Here is a 17,439-nt window from a genome sequence, read left to right on the forward strand (position 1 = left end):
GATGCACGTCACCGACGCCCGCTACGAGCTGTACGGGCTGCCGTCGGGCAACCCCTACGCCAGCCGCCCCCTGGACCCCCTCGGCTGCGAGGACGACCGCCACCGCCTGCTCGACCTCGAGGGCTTCGTCAGGCTCGCCGCCATCGACGCGACCGTGGAACGCGCCGCCGCCACGGACACACCGGCCTTCTTCCTCATCACCGGCATGGGCAACAGCGGCCGCACCTCCCTGGCGAACCACGTCATGTACCGCTACCAGAGCGCCAGGACCGCCCATCTGCCCCTCTTCAGGCTGGTCAGGCACTACGCGGAGCGCGGCGAGATGACGCACGACGCCTACCGGACCCTGCGCTCCACCCTGCTCTCGCTACGCGCCAAGATGCGCGCCAACAAGATCGATGTTCCGCCCGCGCTGGCCGAGATGTTCGCGGACTTGAGCAAGCGGCCGCGTGCGCAGGCCATGGACGACTACGAGCTCCAGGAGATCGCCGACTACGCCGCCTCTGTCTTCGCCGCGCACGACATGGGCTTCGGCATCCGCTACGAGGGCGTGGCGACCAAGGAGCTCATCACCCAGGCCACCAGGGTGTTCGAGAACGCAGGCACGGTCGTCGTGTTCACCGTCGACAACTATCGGCACGCGACCGCCGTACAGCTCACGAGGGCGGACCGGCAGGAGTTCGCCAGGCGCGGGCACATCACCGATCTGAGCCCGCTGTCCCCCGCCCAAATCGCGGCGCTCGCCCACCACCGGTGGACCGGTCACCCGCCCTGCCCCTTCGACTCCGATGGCGTGTGCGAAGCCTTCCAGGAGCATTCCTGCACCATCGGCCAGGCCCTGCGCCACCTGCACAGACTGCTCGACACCCGGCTGCGCCAGTACGACGGCGACGTGCCGTGGCCGACCGACGGCCTGCGTATCCATGAGAGCTGGCTCCGGCTCAACCTGCGCAGAGGAGGCTTCCATGGCTGAACACCTCGCCCGCAATCCTTTCCCGGCCCGCGGCACGGTCAGCGCCGAGGAGACGGTCCTGCCGGACGTCCTGCGCGAGTGGGCGGATCGTACGCCGACCGCGCCGCTGCCCGGCGTACGCGAGGCCGAGCGCCTGGCCGAGGAGTACGTACAGGGCTTCCAGGACGAGGCCACCAGCCACGGCGGCCTCGGCTGCCTGTACGGCGCCCACGGCGCGGGCAAGACGCACGCGGCCCGCCGCATGATGGCCAGGATCGCCCTGCTGGAGCCGGAAGCGGTCCAGCTGTACGTGCGCTTCCAGGACGACGATTTGGTCGCCGCCTACCGCCGTCTGGTGCCCCAGCTGTCCCAAGGCCTGCTCACGGACCTGGTCGTGCGCTACCTCGGCACGCTCGCCGGCGACCAGGCCGCCAACGCGGGCGTGCCGGCCGATCGGGGCAGGCTCATGTCCGCGCTCGACACCGAGCCGACAAGGGTGTTCGACCTGTTCGACGCCCACCTGATCGAGGCGGGCCGGGTGCTGGAGGCACAGGCCAGGGAGATCGCCGCGGTGACCGGTGACGGGCGGCGATTCCAGCGGGCGCTGTCGTTCCTGATCCGCCCCGAGTTCTCCGACGCCGCCTACGACTGGTTGTGCGGCCGGCCGATCGACCTCGACGCCGCCAGGGCGCTCGGAGTCGGCGAGCAGATCGACGATCCCCAGACCTGCCGCTACGGCCTGCAACTGCTGGCCACGCTGGTGACCCGCGGCGGCCGGCCGTTCGTGCTGGTCTTCGACCAGTGCGAGAAGTTCCTGCTCGAGGACGGGGTCCCGGTGCCGGCGAACCTCGGGCTGCAGCAGAGCCTGGCCGAGGTGGTCCCACGGGCCGGCGGGCTGCTGCTCCTGGTGGCGAGCGAGGCCGGCTGGCAGGCCATGCCGCAGGACCTGCACCAGCGCATCGGCCCCGGCGCCGTCCACATGATGCCGCTCGTGCCCGACGACGCCCGGCTCGTGCTGCGGGTCTACCTCGACGCCGTACGCCGGACACCCCGCGAGGACATCAGGCCGATCACGGAAGCCGGCCTGCGCGAGCTGCTGCGCCACAGCGGCGGCAACGTCCGGCTGCTGCTCCAGCTGGCCTGGGCGAGCTTCGAGGCGGCGGCCGCGGGGGCGGAGATCAACGCGGACGTGGTCGGGACCGCCGCGCTCCGCTACCGGCGCGCCCCCGGGCTGCCGGAGCTGGCCATGCTCGTGGAGTCGAAGCTGCTGGCGGCCGGGCTCGACGCCGAGCGCGTCCCCGGCAAGGACGCCTCGACGACGTTCCGGCTGCCCGGGCCGCCCAAGCCGCAGGTCGTGATCAAGCTGAGCGAGGCGGTCTTCTTCGACGACGAGGTGTCCAACGCCGCCGACATGGTGGCGCCGGGCGGGGACATCACGTCCGCCTACACGGCCCTCCTGGTCACCGGGTACGTCAGCCCCCCGGTCCTGACCGCCCTGCGCCGCGTGGTGCACGCGGTGCTGGTCGCCGACGGCTCCCCGGCGTTCTCCCGCGAGCTGGACGAGCTCGTGGCCCGGGCCGCGTCCGTGCTGGCGGCCAAGGACCGGCCCGCGTCGGATCCGGCGTTGCTGAGCGAGACGTTGCGGGAGCTCAGGGCGTATCTGGAGGAGCTGGGGTCGCAGCGGCGCGGCGAGTCCGCGGCGCTCGGCCGCAACCTCGGCGACGTGGGCCGGCCGCCCGAGCCCAGGGCGTCGGGGTGGCCGTCCAGGCGCGCGGAGCTGATCCACCGTATCGCCGAGGTCAGGGCATCGCGGGCCGCGACGGACTGGGACGACTTCCGCAAGGCCCGCGCGCGCGTGGTGCGGGAGTGGAAGACGCGGGTCGTGCTGGTGATCTGCGCCGCCGTCGCGGCCGTGCTGCTGCTCATGCTGAGTGCTTCACTCGGCGGAACATCCCCATCCGCCCAGCTGGTCGCCGGCGCCGTTCTCGCGGTGCTGGCCGGTGGCGTCCCCGCGACGCTGCTGGCCAGGTCGTGGGTGTTCCGGCCAGGCGTGTCGCTCGACGCCCGTGCCGACCTCGACCAGCTCGGCCGCGACCTGCGCCCGCACGCCCGATCCCGCGCCGCCGACCCCGCGATCCGGTACGCCCACGCCTGCCAGGAGGACCCGGACGCCGGATACCGCGCGCTGGCGAACGCCATCCTGGTGGAGCCGCTGGCGCTCGTGCGGCAGGCCATCGGCCGCCGCCTGGCGATGACCGAGCGTTCCCCCTCCGAGTGCGTGGAGGAGGTGCTGCGGGGCCTTCGTGAGCGGATTCCCGAGGTGCAGCTGCTCCTCGCGCGCAGGCAGCAGCACACGGATCCAGAGAGACCACCGCGCACGCTCAGGGACCTGCGGCCGGAGCTGCGCATTCTCGTGGCGCTGGCCAACCCGGACCGGCTGGAGCTGGCCGCCGGCGCGCCGTCCAAACAGCCCGCCGAGCTGGTGCTGGCCGCGCTCGGCGTGCGGGGGCCGAATCATCCTCTGGCGCGGGCGTACCGGGGCGGGGTGGCGCAGCTCGCTCCGGGTGAGATCCCGCCGAACGAGCTCAGAGCGGCCGCCCGCCTGCTGTCCCCGCTCGAACCGGACGGGCTGGGCGCCAACGACTGGCTCCCCGTTGTTCCCGAAATCGACGAACTTTACCTACATTTCGAGGAATTGCTGTATTACCAAGAGGAAATTCGCTCTTATCGATAGAAATCTTGACTCACCGGCGAAATCGTGAGAAATAAAGACCGGGGGGTATCACGACGCTAAGAGGTAGCCGTTGTTACCAAGCTCTGAACCGAAGCCCCTGCGCACCGGGGGGTTCCCCGACTTTATCGACGTCGACGCGTTGCTGGCGGAGGGCTGGAGGCCGTTCGCCTTCCAGCAGTTCATCCTGAAGGTCCACAGCCGCTGCGACCTCGCCTGCCGCCATTGCTACGTCTACGAGATGGCGGACCAGAGCTGGCGCGAGCAGCCGCGCAGGATGTCCGACGCCATCGCCGACCGCGCGGTCGAGCGCATCGCCGAGCACGCCTCCAGCCACGACCTGGCCGAGATCGACGTCATCCTGCACGGCGGCGAGCCGCTGCTGGCGGGCCCTGAGCTCATCTCCCGCGTGGTCTGCGGTGTGCGCGGCGCGGTGGGTACGGGCACAAAGGTCAACGTCCACATCCAGACCAACGGCGTCCGGCTCGACGAGGCGTACCTGCAGCTGTTCGAGTCCTTGGAGATCCGCGTCGGCGTGAGCCTGGACGGGTACGCCGAGGCCCAGGACAGGCACCGTCTCTTCGCCGACGGACGCGGCAGCCACGCCCTGGTCAGCGAGTCCCTCCGGCGGTTGACCGCGGGGACGTACCACCACCTGTTCAGCGGCATTCTGTGCACGATCGACGTGCGCAACGATCCCGTGCGCACGTACCAGGCGCTGCTGGACTACGACCCACCGGCGATCGACTTCCTGCTGCCGCATGGCAATTGGGCCGCGCCGCCACCGTTCCGAGAGCCGGACTCCCTCGCGACGCCGTACGCCGACTGGCTGATCCAGATCTTCGACATCTGGTACGACAGTCCGGTCCTGCAGACCGAGGTCCGTCTGTTCAGGGAGATCATGCGGCTGCTGATGGGCAGTCACTCGCGCGCGGAAGCCGTCGGGCTGTCCCCCGTGCGCATGGTCGTGATCGAAACCGATGGCAGCATCGAGCAGTCCGACATCCTCAAGAGCACCTACCACGGCGCTCCCGAGACCCGGCTGCACGTGCTGCGCGACTCCCTGGACAGCGCGCTGCTGCACCCGGCGATCGTCGCCCGGCAGATAGGTGAGCTGGCTCTCTCCCCCACCTGCCGCCGCTGCGACCTCGTCTCCACCTGCGGCGGCGGCCAGTACGCCCATCGCTACAGCCCGGCCGCCGGCTTCGCCGAGCCGTCGATCTACTGTGCCGACCTGTACCGGCTGATCAGCTACATCAGCGCACGATGCGAGCGAGATGTGGCGCGGCTGCGAGGAACGAGATAAGGGATCCGCGCCACACACGATCGACGCCGCGTGTTGATCAGCGGCGGCACCTTAAATGGGCGGCGGGTCGAAGTCGCAGTTGAGCCGCTCGCCGGCGAGCAGTGCGAGGGCCTCGGGATGCTCGCGCCCCATGACCGCCTCGAAGCGCTGAGTCGTCTCTCCGAACAGACGCTTGGCCTCCTCCTCCGCCCCCGTCGCCTGCAGGTCCAGGCACAGGTTGGCCGCGCACACGAGGCCGAGGTAGTGGTCGGGGGTGAAGGACGTCCGGATCCGCCGGAGGGTCTCCTCGCCCAGGGCGCGGGCCTCATCGTGCCTGCCCAGCGCGGCCAGGTCGTTCTGCAGATTGATGGCGCAGCTCAGGACATAGTCGTGGTCGGGGCCGACTCGGTCGCTGAGCCGGGTCAGAATGCTCGCGTCCATGTCCTGTGCGAGCGCCGGGTCTCCGCTCAGCCGTAGAAGCAGTGCCAGGTCGATTCTGGCCGCGTAGGTGAACGGATGCTCGTCGCCGAACACATCGGGGTAGTGCTCGACCGCGGGCTTGGCCATGTCCAGCGCCTCTTCGAGATCGCCGTTCGCGCGCAGCGCATTGGCCAGGCCCAGTGCGGCCGCCATCGTGCTGGCGTGCCCGTCTCCGTAGAGCCGCTGCAGCCGGGTGTGGGTGTCTGTCATGAGCTGGAGAGCGTCCGCCAGCCGGCCGCTGCGGCGCAGGGAGATCGCGAAGTCCTTGGCGGCCAGGAGGGTGTTGGGGTGGTCGTCTCCCAGTTGCGCGACGCCGTAGGTGTAGGCCTCTTCGGCCATGTCGGTCGCCACCTGGAACTGGCCGCTCAGGCGCACGGCTCGGCTCATGTTGATCCACGTCAGCAACAAGGCGCGTCTGCCGATGCCCTCCGCGCTGCTCTGGTGCAGGAAGATGTCCCGGAGGATCTCGCGAGCCTGGTCGTATTTGCTCGTCACGGTGTAGTCGAGCGCCAGGTTGTAGCGGGCTCGCTGGGTCAGCTGGTGCGTGTCGCCGTGCAGGCGCTTGTAGATCTCCGCGGCTTCGGCGTCGAGTTGCCGCGCCGCGGAGAAGTCGCCCCGGGCGCGCAGTGCCGCGGCGTAGCCGGTCTGGGCCCACAACGTTTCCGAGTGCTCGGGACCGAGAGAGTCCCGCATCTGCTCGAAGGTCTCCGCGAAGAGTCGCTCGGCGTCGGCGTACGTGGCCAGCTCCAGGTAGGTGTTGCTCAGGTGGACCTGGGCGGCCAGCACGTCCTTGTGCTGGGCGCCACTTGCCTGCGACCACCTGTCGATGTACTCGTTGAGCAGCGTCTGCGCCTGCCGGTAGCTGCCGCGCACGTACATGTAGCGCACGAGGTCGAGGGCGAAACTGCGCACCTCCGACACCTTGCAGTCGACCAGGCCCGACGGCTCCAGGTGGGCGGCGAGTTCCTCGAAACGCGCCCAATTGGTCGTGTCGTCCGGGTCAGCCGGCGCGGTGCCCGACATCAGCAGGTGGACCTCGTGACGGAGCTCGGCGCGGTCCTTCTCGGGGGTCTCGTCGCGAAGCAGCGCCTGGTTGAGCCGGTGGACCTGGAGGGTGCGGGTGGTCGGCTCGACCTTGACCAGGGCCAGGCGTTCCAGGTGGCTGAGCGCGTTGGTGAGCTCGATCGGGTCGGACAGGATGGGCGCGAGCCGCGGGCCGACGACTCGGTTGCCGCGGCGGAAGACGTCACGCGGGATGGGCTCGGGGCCGAAGAAGGCGCAGCAGCGCAGCACCTCCACGGCCGCGGGGACGCGGTCCTGGAGCTGGGAGACCGACAGCTGCCATGCCGCGGTCATGGACTGGGGGTAGGTCGGGGCCTTCTCCAGGCTGAGCAACTTGCTCGTCTGCTCATCGAGCAATGAGAGGTATTCCTCCACCGACATCAGCGTCCTGGCCAGCAGAGCGGCGGCCTGCTCCAGCGCGAGCGGCAGGTCACCGAGCTTGTCGGCCAGCTGGTCGGCCTCCTCCGAGCTGATCGCGTCGCCCAGGCGCTTGCGGAGGAACGCCACGCTCTCCTCTCTCCTGAAGACGTCCACCTGGATCGTCGGCTCGTGGTCGCTCCAGCGCGAGTTGCGCGAGGTGATGAGGACGTGACCGGGGCCTCTCGGAATGAAGTCCTTGATGTACTCGGGATCCTCGGCGTTGTCGAAGATCACCAGCCAGCTCCGGTGGGGCGATCCGCTCTCCAGCGCACGCAGGACCGCCTGGGTGGCTTGCTCCACGCCGGTGCTGGTCGCGGGCGGCAGTCCGAGGATCGGCGCCATCCCCGCCAGCACCGACGGGACGAGCAGCGGCTGGTCCGCGGAGACCCACCAGACCAGGTCGTAGTGGGCGCGGTATTGCCAGGCGTACTCGATCGCCAGCTGGGTCTTGCCGACGCCACCCAGGCCTTGCAGCGCCTGGGGCTGCGCCACGACGGCGGTCACGGTGTTGATGCTCTTCCTGAGCGCCGTGAGAAGATCCTTGCGGCCGGTGAAGTTGGGATTGCGCTTGGGGACACGTTCCCAGATCTTCGGCCCCTGCGATGGCACGGTATTTTCAGCCACGTCGGTCCTCCGCTGCACGCCCGAAGAGGTAAGGCACCCGTAGGACCCCCATCCTAGAGGTTGATTAGTCGCCCTGTTTATCACAGAATGCTAAATAGAAACGTGTTCGAAAAAGCGCCTGCTTGTCGTCCGATATTCGGGTGACCGGAAATGGATGGAGTGCACATGCGTGACGGGCACCACGGGCCGAGCCCGCTGATCGACATCAGCGGTGTTCCCTTGCACGAGATGCGTACGATGGAGAGCGCCGCACTTCGAGCGGTGCTGGCTTCGTGCCTGGCCGACGACCACGAGCGGGTCGGAGGCTTCAGCAACTCCATCTGAGGGAGGCTTGTCACATACGCCGGCGAGCGGTGAGCTGAAGGCATGTCTCAAAAGCACCTTTTCTCCCCGGGTAGGTGTGCTGATCGCAGCGTGCATGGGAAAATGTCGCCCGGAGAATTGCGACTGCGGGTGGGATCAGCATGGCGACTTCCGGCATGAACGCACACCAAGCTTCCCAGGGGCCGTATCAATGCTTACGCCCCTTTCACCGGGAGGACCGCCACCGATTCTTCGGACGTGACGAGGAGTCCCGGGAATTACGCGACCTGTGGCGGTCGCAGCGGCTGACCGTGCTTTACGGCTCCTCCGGGGTCGGCAAGACCTCGCTGCTCCAGGCGGGCGTCATACCGATGCTCGGCGCGCACACGGCCGATGTGCTGCCCCTTGGCCAGGTCTCCTATGGCTCGGCCTTTCCCCGGGCCGCGCTCCCGCCACACAATCCGTACGTTCTCGCTCTGCTGATGTCGTGGTCTCCGCAGATGCCGCCCAATCGGCTGGCGGGCATGAGCATCCCCGCCTACCTCCGCGCCCGGCCGGCCAAACGCGACGCCTTCGGCGACCGTGTTCCCCGGCTGGTGGCCATCGACCAGGCCGAGGAGCTTTTCACCGGCGACCGGCAGCACCGGCTCTACCGGGACTGGTTCTTCGGCCAACTCGCCGAGGCGCTACGCGCGGACGACGACCTGCGGCTGCTGCTGTCCATCCGCGTCGATCGGCTCATGGACCTCCTCCCGTACGAATGGGAGCTCGCCGCAGCCGACCGGAGGAGTGCCTCGGACGAGCGGGACGACGAGGACATCGATGCGGAACGCTTCCCCCTGGAGGCGCTGAGCTTCGACGGCGCCCTGGAGGCCGTGCAGAAGCCGCTCCAGGGCACCGGCCGGGTGTTCGCCGCGGACACGGCCGAGCAGCTCGTGCGCGATCTCATCAAGGTCAGGGCACGCACGAGCAGCCGGAAGCAGGCGCAGGAAGTGGAGCCGGTCCAGCTGCAAGTGGTCTGCGAGGCCCTGTGGAGATCTCTACCGCCGGAAACCACCGAGATCACCAAGGCCCATGTGCACGATCACGTCGACACGGCGCTGTCCGAGCACTACGACAAGGAGATCAGGGAGATCGCCTCCGAGCGGTTCGACGGAGACGAGCGCAGGCTGCGGTCGTGGCTGCGGCTGACGTTCGCCGACCGGCAGCCCGTACGCCGGAGCGCGATCAGGACCAAGGGCATCGGCAATACCCTGGTCGCCCTGCTGGTGAAGCGGCATCTACTCAGGGCCGACCAGCGCATGGGCGAGGGGTCGTACGAGCTGGCCTACGACCGGCTGCTCCAGCCCGCCCCATTGGCCGACCGGCCGACCGGCCACTCTTCGGCCCGCCGGACGCCAGAGGACTTCCTCCATGGGGCCGAGATCGCTCTGCGCGAAGGTGACCTCCTCCTGGCGGCCACGCTCGGCGAGAAGGCACTGGGCCGGTCACAGGAGCGTGATCTGTCGCTACGCGCGCGGATCGAATCATTGCTCGGCAACGTGGCGCACGAGGGCGGCGATCTCGACAGAGCCATCGAGCACTACAGCTCGGCCGCCAAAGGTTTCGAGACGGCGGGCGCGGCCGCCGCCGTCGGCCCTCTGCTGACCGCCATCGGGAGGTTGCGGCTGGCCCAGGGCTCTCCCGCCACGGCGGTGCGCGAGCTGTACGCCGCGATGGTACGCGTTCCCGCGGACCTCACGATCCAGACGGAACTGGCCTTGGCGCTCTGGCACGGCGGTCATCCTGACGCGGCGATAGGCGTGCTCAACGGCGTGCTGGACAGGGAAGGCGACAACACCGACGCCCTGCTCATCCGCGGCCAGATCCTGGCCGGCATGGGAAAGGCCCAAGCCGCGCTACGCGATCTCGATCGCGCCAAACCGTTGCGGTGGCCGTTCGCCAAGGTCGCACACGCACTCGCGCTCGCTCAGAGCGACAGCGTGATGCAGGCGCAGCAGGAAATGATCGAGGCGCTGGCGGAGACGGCCGACAACGACCCAGCCGTGGCGCATGGCCCACTGTTGCTGTACGCGGCGCGGGTGGAGAAGCTCGCGGGCAAGACCACGTCGGCGGCGGATCTGGCCAGGCGCGCGATCTCGGCGAAGGCGCCCGCGTTGCCCGGCCACTTGGTCAACCACGCGAGGGAGCTAGCCGTCAGCGCCGGGTGACGTCGCCAGGTCCTGGAAGAAGCACAAGCCGCCGCTCAAGCCGCTCAGGCCGCTCAGCTTCTTCGGCAGATCGGGACTCGGCAGGCCGGGCGGCAGGAGCGGGGTCAGTCTCGCACGTGCCGGCTTCCAGCTGGTCAACGCCGCCGCGAGCAGCATGAGCAGGCACAGGGCCCAGGAGCCGCCCGTAACTCCGCCCCAGGTCACCATGAGGCCGCCCAAAGGCGCGGCCAGGCAGAGCGCACCGTAGGAGGACAGCCTCGAGACGCCGATGACACGGGCCAGCGTCCCCGGATCGATCGTGTGAATCTCCACGGACCTGATCGCCACATTGCTCAACGCCCCGCCGATCCCCGTGCAGAGAAGGGCAGCGGCGAAAAAGTATGACGGCAGCCCGAGCTCTGCGCCCACCGCCGCCAGGGTCAGCCCCACGACCCAGATCCACATGTGCAGCCGCAGCACCCGACGTACGGGGGGCAGGAGGAGGGCCAGAACCGAACCCACCACGCCACCGACGCCGCCGGCCGCGAGCACGATCCCGATCTTGAGCGAGGACATGCCCTCCGATCCGGCGACGAAGATCATGATCAGCGTGTTCACGATCAGGTTGGTGAAGGTGATCACCACAATGGAACTTCCGAGGAAGGGCTGCCGGGTGAGCTCGTGAAATCCCTTGGATAGATCCCGCAACCGCGAAGGCCGGGCCGAACGTTTCACGGTGTCGCGCCCCCACCCGAAGAACAGACCGCAGGAGAGGGCGAAGAGCACAGCATTGACTATGAAAGGGACGTAGCGCCCGACCCCGAAGAGGTAGCCGCCCAGCGGCCTGCCGGCGATGGAGGCGAGATGGCTCGCACCTTCGCTCTTGGCCAGCGCCTGGTGCATCATGACGGGCTGCACGATGGACGGCAGCAGAGCCGCCTCCGCCAAGGTGTAGAGGACCCACAACGTCCCCTCCGCCGCCGCCGCCAAGAGAAGATGCGTGAGGGACGGGCCTCCGGACGGCATGACCGCGAGCACGGAGACCACGCTCACCATGCGCCCGAACTCCGCGCAGAGAATGACGCGGCGGGGGGAGATCACGTCGACGAGAAGCCCGCCCGGAATGTAGAAGAGGAGAATGGGAATCGTCAGAGCGAACCCGGCCCAGCCCGCGGCTGTGGGCGAACCGGTCTGCACCAGGGCAAGGAGGGGATAGGCGACACCCAGTGTCCGTGTGCCGACCGTGGAAATAGCCGAACCCGCCCACACAAGGGCAAATCTGGCCCTTTTCGGCACGGACGGCGTCGAACCGCCGTGCACCCGATCAACCGGTTTGTCCACGCCCCCTACCTTTTCGGGCCCGACCTTTCGGTCAAGAGCGAGGTCGAGCATGATACAACCCGCCTCTTTGCTGGGGGGGATAGGACTGCTTACCAGATCTTTCCGGTCGCGACCCGTCGAAGTATAGGGGACCAGACCTGAGACTACCCACCTGGCGCCCGTTTAGGACCGCCGCTATCTGATGCGTAGGTGAAACTTAATACGCCGCATGATCAGCCGAATGAATAAAAACCGTAATCAGACAAAACAGACCTAGCAGATCACCACTGGCCATGGTCTGATCTCAATGCGACATCACGCGGCGATCGACCTCTAATGTCAGACTTTGCCCTACTAAGTCGTGATTTAGCGGCGCATGGCGCGGCTCATCACCACGCGCGGGGCGACCTCGATGCCCAGCTCCCGCTCGTGCTCCACCAGCGCCCGCAGCTCCGGCCCCCACTCCTCCTCGGGGAGCACGGTGAAGCCGTGGCGCGCGTACCAGGGCGCGTTCCACGGCACGTCCCGATACGTCGTCAACGTCACGTGCGGCGCGCCGGCCGCCCCCGCATGGTCGATCACCGCGGCCACCAGCCGCCCGCCGATGCCCTTGCGCATGTGGTCAGGATGGACCGCCAACTGGTCGAGATGCAGGTTGCCGTCCACCCAGCCGACCAGCGCGAACCCGGCCGGCGGCGCCCCCTCGACCAGGACCGTTCCGGGGTCGTCCACTTCCTCGATCATGGTGGTCCCGGGCGGAAACGTGATGCCCACCTGCTCGAACAGCCGATCCGCGGCCAGCTCGATCGTCACCAGCCCGGCCAGCTCGCCGGCCACCGCCCATCGCACCATGCCGACACGATCTCATGTTTCGGGCGGATCTCGCCGCTCGTATTAGTGTTGATGATCGTAGGCCCGGCTGTGCGGAGCCGGGGCCCTCTCCTCACGACGTGCCCACGACCCGCCAGGTGGTGGGCACGCCGTGCAGCCGGGTCAGAGCCACCACAGAGCCACCTCAGCGCAGCGCGGCGCCTCGTCAGAGGTCGAGCAGTGGTTCCAGGCCCACGGTGAGGCCGGGCAGCTCGCGCACCCTGCGCACGCCCAGCAGCACGCCGGGCGTGAACGCCGACCTGCTCATCGTGTCGTGCCTGATCGTGAGGATCTCGCCGTCGCCGCCCAGCAGCACCTCCTGGTGGGCGATGAGCCCGGACAGGCGTACCGAGTGCACATGCACCCCACCCACGTCGGCGCCGCGGGCGCCGTCCAGCGCGGTGCTGGTCGCGTCGGGCATCGGGGCCGAGCCGGCCTTGGCCCGCGCCTCGGCCACCAACTGCGCGGTGCGGGTGGCGGTGCCGGAGGGGGCGTCGGCCTTGTTGGGGTGGTGCAGCTCAATGATCTCGACGGATTCGAAGTGACGCGCCGCCTGCTGCGCGAAGTGCATCATGAGCACGGCCGCGATGCCGAAGTTGGGGGCGATCAGGCAGTTGGTGCCCGGGGAGTCCGCCAGCCACCCGCGTATGGTCGCCAGCCGGCCCTCGTCGAAACCGGTCGTGCCCACCACCGGATGCACGCCGTGCGCGATGGCCCATTCGAGGTTGCCCATGACCACGTCGGGGTGGGTGAAGTCGACCACCACCTCCGCGCCCTCCAGGCCCTCGATGGAGTCGTCCTTGTCGAGCGCGGCCACCAGCTCCATGTCGGTTGCCGCCTCGACTGCCTTGCACACCTCGGATCCCACGCGGCCGCGGGCGCCGAGCACACCTACCTTGATCACACGCCCAACCCTATCCCAAGCAGAAACGCGCCCATCAGACCACCGCCCTCGCGCGTGCTTCCCACCCGGGCCGCCACCGCCTTACGCACTACGTCGCGTTACGTTACTTCGCATTACGTCGCTCACGTCCCTCATGTCGCTCAGGTCGCGTTACGTCGCTCACGTCTACGTCGCTCAGGTCGCATGGCGTCGCATCGCGTCGCTCAGGGCGTCGCATCGCCTCGTGTCACGTCACGCCGCTCATGTCGCTCACGTCGCGTTACGTCGCTCACGTTACGTCGCTTACGTCGCTCACGTCCCTCATGTCGCTCAGGTCGCATCGCATCGCGCCACATCGCGTCGCATCGCGCCGCTCAGGTCGCATCGCATCGCATCGCATCGCATCGCATCGCATCGCGTCACGTCACGCCACGCCACGTCAGGCGCGCATGTTCACCTGAGGGCACTCCCGTCAGGGAGACCGCTGGTAAGGGCTGGACCCGCGCACCCTGCTCAGGGACGGAAGGCGGACCGCAGCACGCGGCCCGCCCGAGGTGGAGTGTGGCGGCGAGCCGCTGCCTGCGGCCCGCCGCGATGACGGCCGGGTCAGCGGACGGCGTCGGTGAAGTCCTTGTCGCCGTACGGGCCGATCACGGCGAGCGTGAGCGGCCGATTGAGCACGTCCCTGGCGATCTCGGAGATCTCGTCAGGAGTGACGGCCTCGATGCGGGACAGCACCTCGTCCACCGACATGAGCTCCTCGTAGACCAGCTCGTTCTTGCCGATGCGCGACATGCGCGAGCCCGTGTCCTCCAGGCCGAGCACGAGCCCGCCGCGCATCTGCCCCTTGCCACGCATGATCTCGTCGGCGCTGAGCCCTTGGTCCACCACCCTGATCAGCTCGTCCCGGCAGATCTTCAGCACGTCGTCGATCTTCGACGGCAGGCATCCGACGTAGATGCCGAACTGACCGGTGTCGGCGTACGCCGAGGTGTAGCTGTAGGCGGAGTAGGCCAGGCCGCGCTTCTCCCTGATCTCCTGGAAGAGCCTGGACGACATGCCGCCGCCCAGCGCCGCGTTCAGCACGCCCAGCGCGAACCTGCGATCGTCGGTACGGGACAGGCCGGTCGTGCCGAGCACGAGGTTGGCCTGCTCGGTGGGCCGGTCGAGCACCCTGACGCCGGAGCGCGAGCCGGCGCCCGGGCCGCTGGTGCGCGGCGCGGCGAACTCGGCGGGGCCGCTCAGCGCGCCCGCCCGCTCGTACGCCCTGGTGACGAGCTCGACGACCTCCTCGTGCCGTATGTTGCCCGCCACCGACACCACCGTCCGGCGGGGCCGGTAGTAGCGGTGGTAGTACTCGGCGATCCGGTCGCGCCCGAGCGCGTTGATCGACTCGACCGTGCCCAGGATGGGCCGGCCGATCGGCGAGTCACCGTAGAGCTCGGCGGCGAACTGCTCGTGCACCACGTCCGAGGGGTCGTCGTCGTGCATGGCGATCTCCTCGAGGATCACGCCACGCTCGGACTCGACGTCCTCGTCGGTCACCAGCGAGCTGGTCACCACGTCGGCGAGCACGTCGACCGCGATCGGCAGGTCCTCGTCGAGCACGCGAGCGTAGTAGCAGGTGTATTCCTTGGCGGTGAAGGCGTTGATCTCACCGCCGATGCCCTCGATGGAGGCGGAGATCTCCATGGCGTCGCGCGTCGGAGTGCCCTTGAACAGCAGGTGTTCGAGGAAGTGGGTGGCCCCCATGTGCTCGGGGGCCTCGTCACGCGAGCCGATGCCGACCCACATGCCGACCGCGACGCTGCGCACGGTCGGCATGGTCTCGGTCACCACGCGCAGCCCACCCGGAAGGACGGTGCGCCTTACCACCCCGGCTCCGTCCTTGCCGGGGTGCAGCGTGGTAGTGCTCACGTGTTCCGGTCGTCCCCCTCGCCGCCGCCGTTGCTACTGCGGGTGCGGACGCGCGTGCGGGTGCGGCGGGGCCGCTCGGACTTGTCCTCGGCCGGCGCGGCGGCCTCCTCGGGCTCCGTGGTCTCGTCATCGCCCGCGGGGGCCTTCGCCTCCTTCTCGGCGGCCTCCTTCTCGATGACCTCGACCGGCACCAGCGAGAGCTTGCCGCGACCGTCGATCTCGGCGATCTCGACCTGGATCTTCTCGCCGACGCTCATCACGTCCTCGACGTTCTCGATGCGCTTGCCGCCGTGCAGCTTGCGGATCTGCGAGACGTGCAGCAGGCCGTCCTTGCCCGGCATGAGCGAGATGAACGCGCCGAAGGCGGCGATCTTGACGACCGTGCCCAGGTAGCGCTCGCCGACCTCCGGCATGTGCGGGTTGGCGATGGCGTTGATCGCCGACCGCGCGGCCTCGGCGGACGGGCCGTCGGTGGCGCCGATGTAGATCGTGCCGTCGTCCTCGATGGTGATCTCGGCGCCCGTGTCGTCCTGGATCTGGTTGATCATCTTGCCCTTCGGGCCGATGACCTCGCCGATCTTGTCGACCGGGACCTTGATGGTGATGATGCGCGGCGCGGTCGGGTTCATCTCCGCCGGGGAGGCGATCGCCTCCTGCATCACGTCGAGAATCGCCAGGCGGGCGCCCTTGGCCTGCTTGAGCGCGGCGGCCAGCACGGAGGCCGGGATGCCGTCGAGCTTGGTGTCGAGCTGCAGGGCGGTGATGACGTCCTTGGTGCCGGCGACCTTGAAGTCCATGTCGCCCATGGCGTCCTCGGCGCCGAGGATGTCGGTCAGCGTGACGTACGTGTCGCCCTCGCCGATCAGGCCCATCGCGATGCCCGCGACCATCTCCTTGAGCGGCACGCCGGCGTCGAGCAGCGCCATCGTGGACGCGCACACCGAGCCCATCGAGGTGGAGCCGTTGGAGCCGAGCGCCTCGGAGACCTGGCGGATGGCGTACGGGAACTCCTCGCGCGTGGGCAGCACCGGGATCAGCGCCCGCTCGGCCAGCGCGCCGTGGCCGATCTCGCGCCGCTTGGGCGAGCCCACCCGGCCGGTCTCGCCGGTGGAGTAGGGCGGGAAGTTGTAGTTGTGCATGTAACGCTTGGTCCGCTCAGGGTTGAGCGTGTCGATGTTCTGCTCCATGCGCAGCATGTTGAGCGTCGTGATGCCCATGATCTGGGTCTCGCCACGCTCGAACAACGCCGAGCCGTGCACCCGCGGCACCACGTGGACCTCGGCCGACAACGCGCGGATGTCCTTGGTGCCGCGGCCGTCGATGCGCACGCCCTCCTTGACGACCCGCTCACGCATGAGCTTCTTCATCACGGAGCGGAACGCGGCGCTGATCTCCTTCTCGCGCCCCTCGAACTCGGGCAGGAGCTTCTCGGCGGCCAGCGCCTTGATCTTCTCCAGCTCGTTCTCGCGCTCCTGCTTGCCGGCGATGGTCAGCGCGGCGGCCAGCTCGTTCTTCACCGCGTACTCGACCGCGGCGTAGGCGTCCTCCTGGTATTCCAGGAAGACCGGGTATTCGGCCGTCTCCTTCGCGGCGACCTGCGCGATGCGCGACTGCGCCTCGCACAGCACCTTGATGAAGGGCTTGGAGGCCTCCAGACCCTGCGCGACGGTCTCCTCGGTGGGCGCGACCGCGCCCTCGGCGACCAGCTTGAGCGTGTCCCTGGTGGACTCGGCCTCGACCATCATGATCGCGACATCGCCGTCGTCGAGCACGCGGCCCGCCACGACCATGTCGAACGTGGCCGACTCCAGCTCGTGGTGCGTCGGGAACGCCACCCACTGGCCCTCGATCAGCGCCACCCGCACGCCGCCGATCGGGCCGGAGAACGGCAGGCCCGCCAGCTGCGTCGACAGGGACGCGGCATTGATGGCGACCACGTCGTAGAGGTGGTCGGGGTTGAGGGCCATGATGGTGGCCACAACCTGGATCTCGTTGCGCAGGCCCTTGACGAACGACGGGCGCAGCGGCCGGTCGATCAGGCGACAGGTGAGGATGGCGTCCTCGGAGGGACGACCCTCGCGGCGGAAGAACGAGCCGGGGATGCGCCCGGCGGCGTACATTCGCTCCTCGACGTCCACCGTCAGCGGGAAGAAGTCGAACTGATCCTTCGGAGTCTTCGACGCGGTGGTCGCCGAGAGCACCATCGTGTCGTTGTCGAGATAGGCGACGGCGGAACCCGCCGCCTGGCGCGCGAGCCGTCCGGTCTCGAACCGGATCGTGCGCGTGCCGAATGAGCCGTTGTCTATGACGGCTTCAGCAGTGTGGACACCCTCCACGGGGGACCTCCTTGTGGTCGGTCTCCCGCGCCCTTTTCTCACCGGCACCCTCGTTAGGTGCAGCGCC

Annotated in this window: 11 protein-coding genes; 5 read left to right on the forward strand and 6 right to left on the reverse strand. The window is 68.8% G+C overall.

The features are described from left to right. Position 1: 1 nt before the first annotated feature. The 3 genes from Q9G87_RS46220 to Q9G87_RS46230 all read left to right on the forward strand — a co-directional run bounded on the left by Q9G87_RS46220 (position 2) and on the right by Q9G87_RS46230 (position 4,989). On the forward strand, positions 2-973 hold the full coding sequence (locus Q9G87_RS46220; RefSeq protein ID WP_305923016.1) for a hypothetical protein: 972 nt from the start codon (positions 2-4) through the stop codon (positions 971-973). Then, on the forward strand, positions 966-3,686 hold the full coding sequence (locus Q9G87_RS46225) for a hypothetical protein (protein WP_305923017.1): 2,721 nt from the start codon (positions 966-968) through the stop codon (positions 3,684-3,686). Before Q9G87_RS46220 ends, Q9G87_RS46225 begins: the two co-directional genes overlap by 8 nt. A 70-nt stretch (positions 3,687-3,756) precedes the next feature. Next, entirely contained in the window at positions 3,757-4,989 is a 1,233-nt protein-coding gene (locus Q9G87_RS46230; protein ID WP_305923018.1) for an FxsB family cyclophane-forming radical SAM/SPASM peptide maturase, read from the forward strand. A 51-nt stretch (positions 4,990-5,040) separates the two neighbouring features. Here the strand turns inward: Q9G87_RS46230 and fxsT are convergent, their stop codons facing one another. Then, entirely contained in the window at positions 5,041-7,554 is a 2,514-nt protein-coding gene (fxsT, locus tag Q9G87_RS46235) for an FxSxx-COOH system tetratricopeptide repeat protein (RefSeq protein WP_305923019.1), read from the reverse strand. A gap of 165 nt (positions 7,555-7,719) precedes the next feature. On the opposite strand from fxsT, the gene Q9G87_RS46240 reads away from it, so the two are divergent. Beyond that, positions 7,720-7,878: a hypothetical protein gene (locus tag Q9G87_RS46240; protein ID WP_305923020.1), complete on the forward strand. Its 159-nt coding sequence runs from the start codon at positions 7,720-7,722 to the stop codon at positions 7,876-7,878. Positions 7,879-8,033: 155 nt separating this feature from the next. Next, positions 8,034-10,067, forward strand: a complete 2,034-nt coding sequence (locus Q9G87_RS46245; RefSeq protein WP_305923021.1) for a tetratricopeptide repeat protein — start codon at positions 8,034-8,036, stop codon at positions 10,065-10,067. Here the strand turns inward: Q9G87_RS46245 and Q9G87_RS46250 are convergent. The 5 genes from Q9G87_RS46250 to Q9G87_RS46270 all read right to left on the reverse strand — a co-directional run bounded on the left by Q9G87_RS46250 (position 10,047) and on the right by Q9G87_RS46270 (position 17,372). Further along, entirely contained in the window at positions 10,047-11,438 is a 1,392-nt protein-coding gene (locus tag Q9G87_RS46250) for an MFS transporter (RefSeq protein ID WP_305923022.1), read from the reverse strand. The two genes, Q9G87_RS46245 and Q9G87_RS46250, sit on opposite strands and share 21 nt — an antisense overlap. A gap of 294 nt (positions 11,439-11,732) precedes the next feature. Then, positions 11,733-12,218, reverse strand: coding sequence for a GNAT family N-acetyltransferase (locus Q9G87_RS46255; RefSeq protein ID WP_305923023.1), 486 nt, complete (start codon positions 12,216-12,218; stop codon positions 11,733-11,735). Between the two features lie 184 nt (positions 12,219-12,402). After that, positions 12,403-13,140: a 4-hydroxy-tetrahydrodipicolinate reductase gene (gene dapB, locus Q9G87_RS46260; RefSeq protein ID WP_305923024.1), complete on the reverse strand. Its 738-nt coding sequence runs from the start codon at positions 13,138-13,140 to the stop codon at positions 12,403-12,405. Between the two features lie 585 nt (positions 13,141-13,725). Continuing rightward, positions 13,726-15,036 (reverse strand): M16 family metallopeptidase, encoded by a 1,311-nt coding sequence (locus tag Q9G87_RS46265; RefSeq protein ID WP_305923025.1) that lies wholly within the window; start codon positions 15,034-15,036, stop codon positions 13,726-13,728. Then, complete coding sequence (locus tag Q9G87_RS46270; protein WP_305923026.1) at positions 15,033-17,372, reverse strand: polyribonucleotide nucleotidyltransferase; 2,340 nt, start codon at positions 17,370-17,372, stop codon at positions 15,033-15,035. The genes Q9G87_RS46265 and Q9G87_RS46270 overlap by 4 nt, the downstream gene beginning before the upstream one ends. Positions 17,373-17,439: the final 67 nt, after the last annotated feature.

The sequence above is a fragment of the Nonomuraea turcica genome (assembly GCF_030718205.1).
GTDB lineage: Bacteria > Actinomycetota > Actinomycetes > Streptosporangiales > Streptosporangiaceae > Nonomuraea.

Coding starts and splice junctions, on each gene's coding strand:
- Q9G87_RS46220 (WP_305923016.1), top strand. CDS start 2: ATGCACGTCACCGACGCCCGCTACGAGCTGTACGGGCTGCCGTCGGGC.
- Q9G87_RS46225 (WP_305923017.1), top strand. CDS start 966: ATGGCTGAACACCTCGCCCGCAATCCTTTCCCGGCCCGCGGCACGGTC.
- Q9G87_RS46240 (WP_305923020.1), top strand. CDS start 7,720: ATGCGTGACGGGCACCACGGGCCGAGCCCGCTGATCGACATCAGCGGT.
- Q9G87_RS46245 (WP_305923021.1), top strand. CDS start 8,034: ATGAACGCACACCAAGCTTCCCAGGGGCCGTATCAATGCTTACGCCCC.
- Q9G87_RS46250 (WP_305923022.1), bottom strand. CDS start 11,438: ATGCTCGACCTCGCTCTTGACCGAAAGGTCGGGCCCGAAAAGGTAGGG.
- Q9G87_RS46255 (WP_305923023.1), bottom strand. CDS start 12,218: ATGGTGCGATGGGCGGTGGCCGGCGAGCTGGCCGGGCTGGTGACGATC.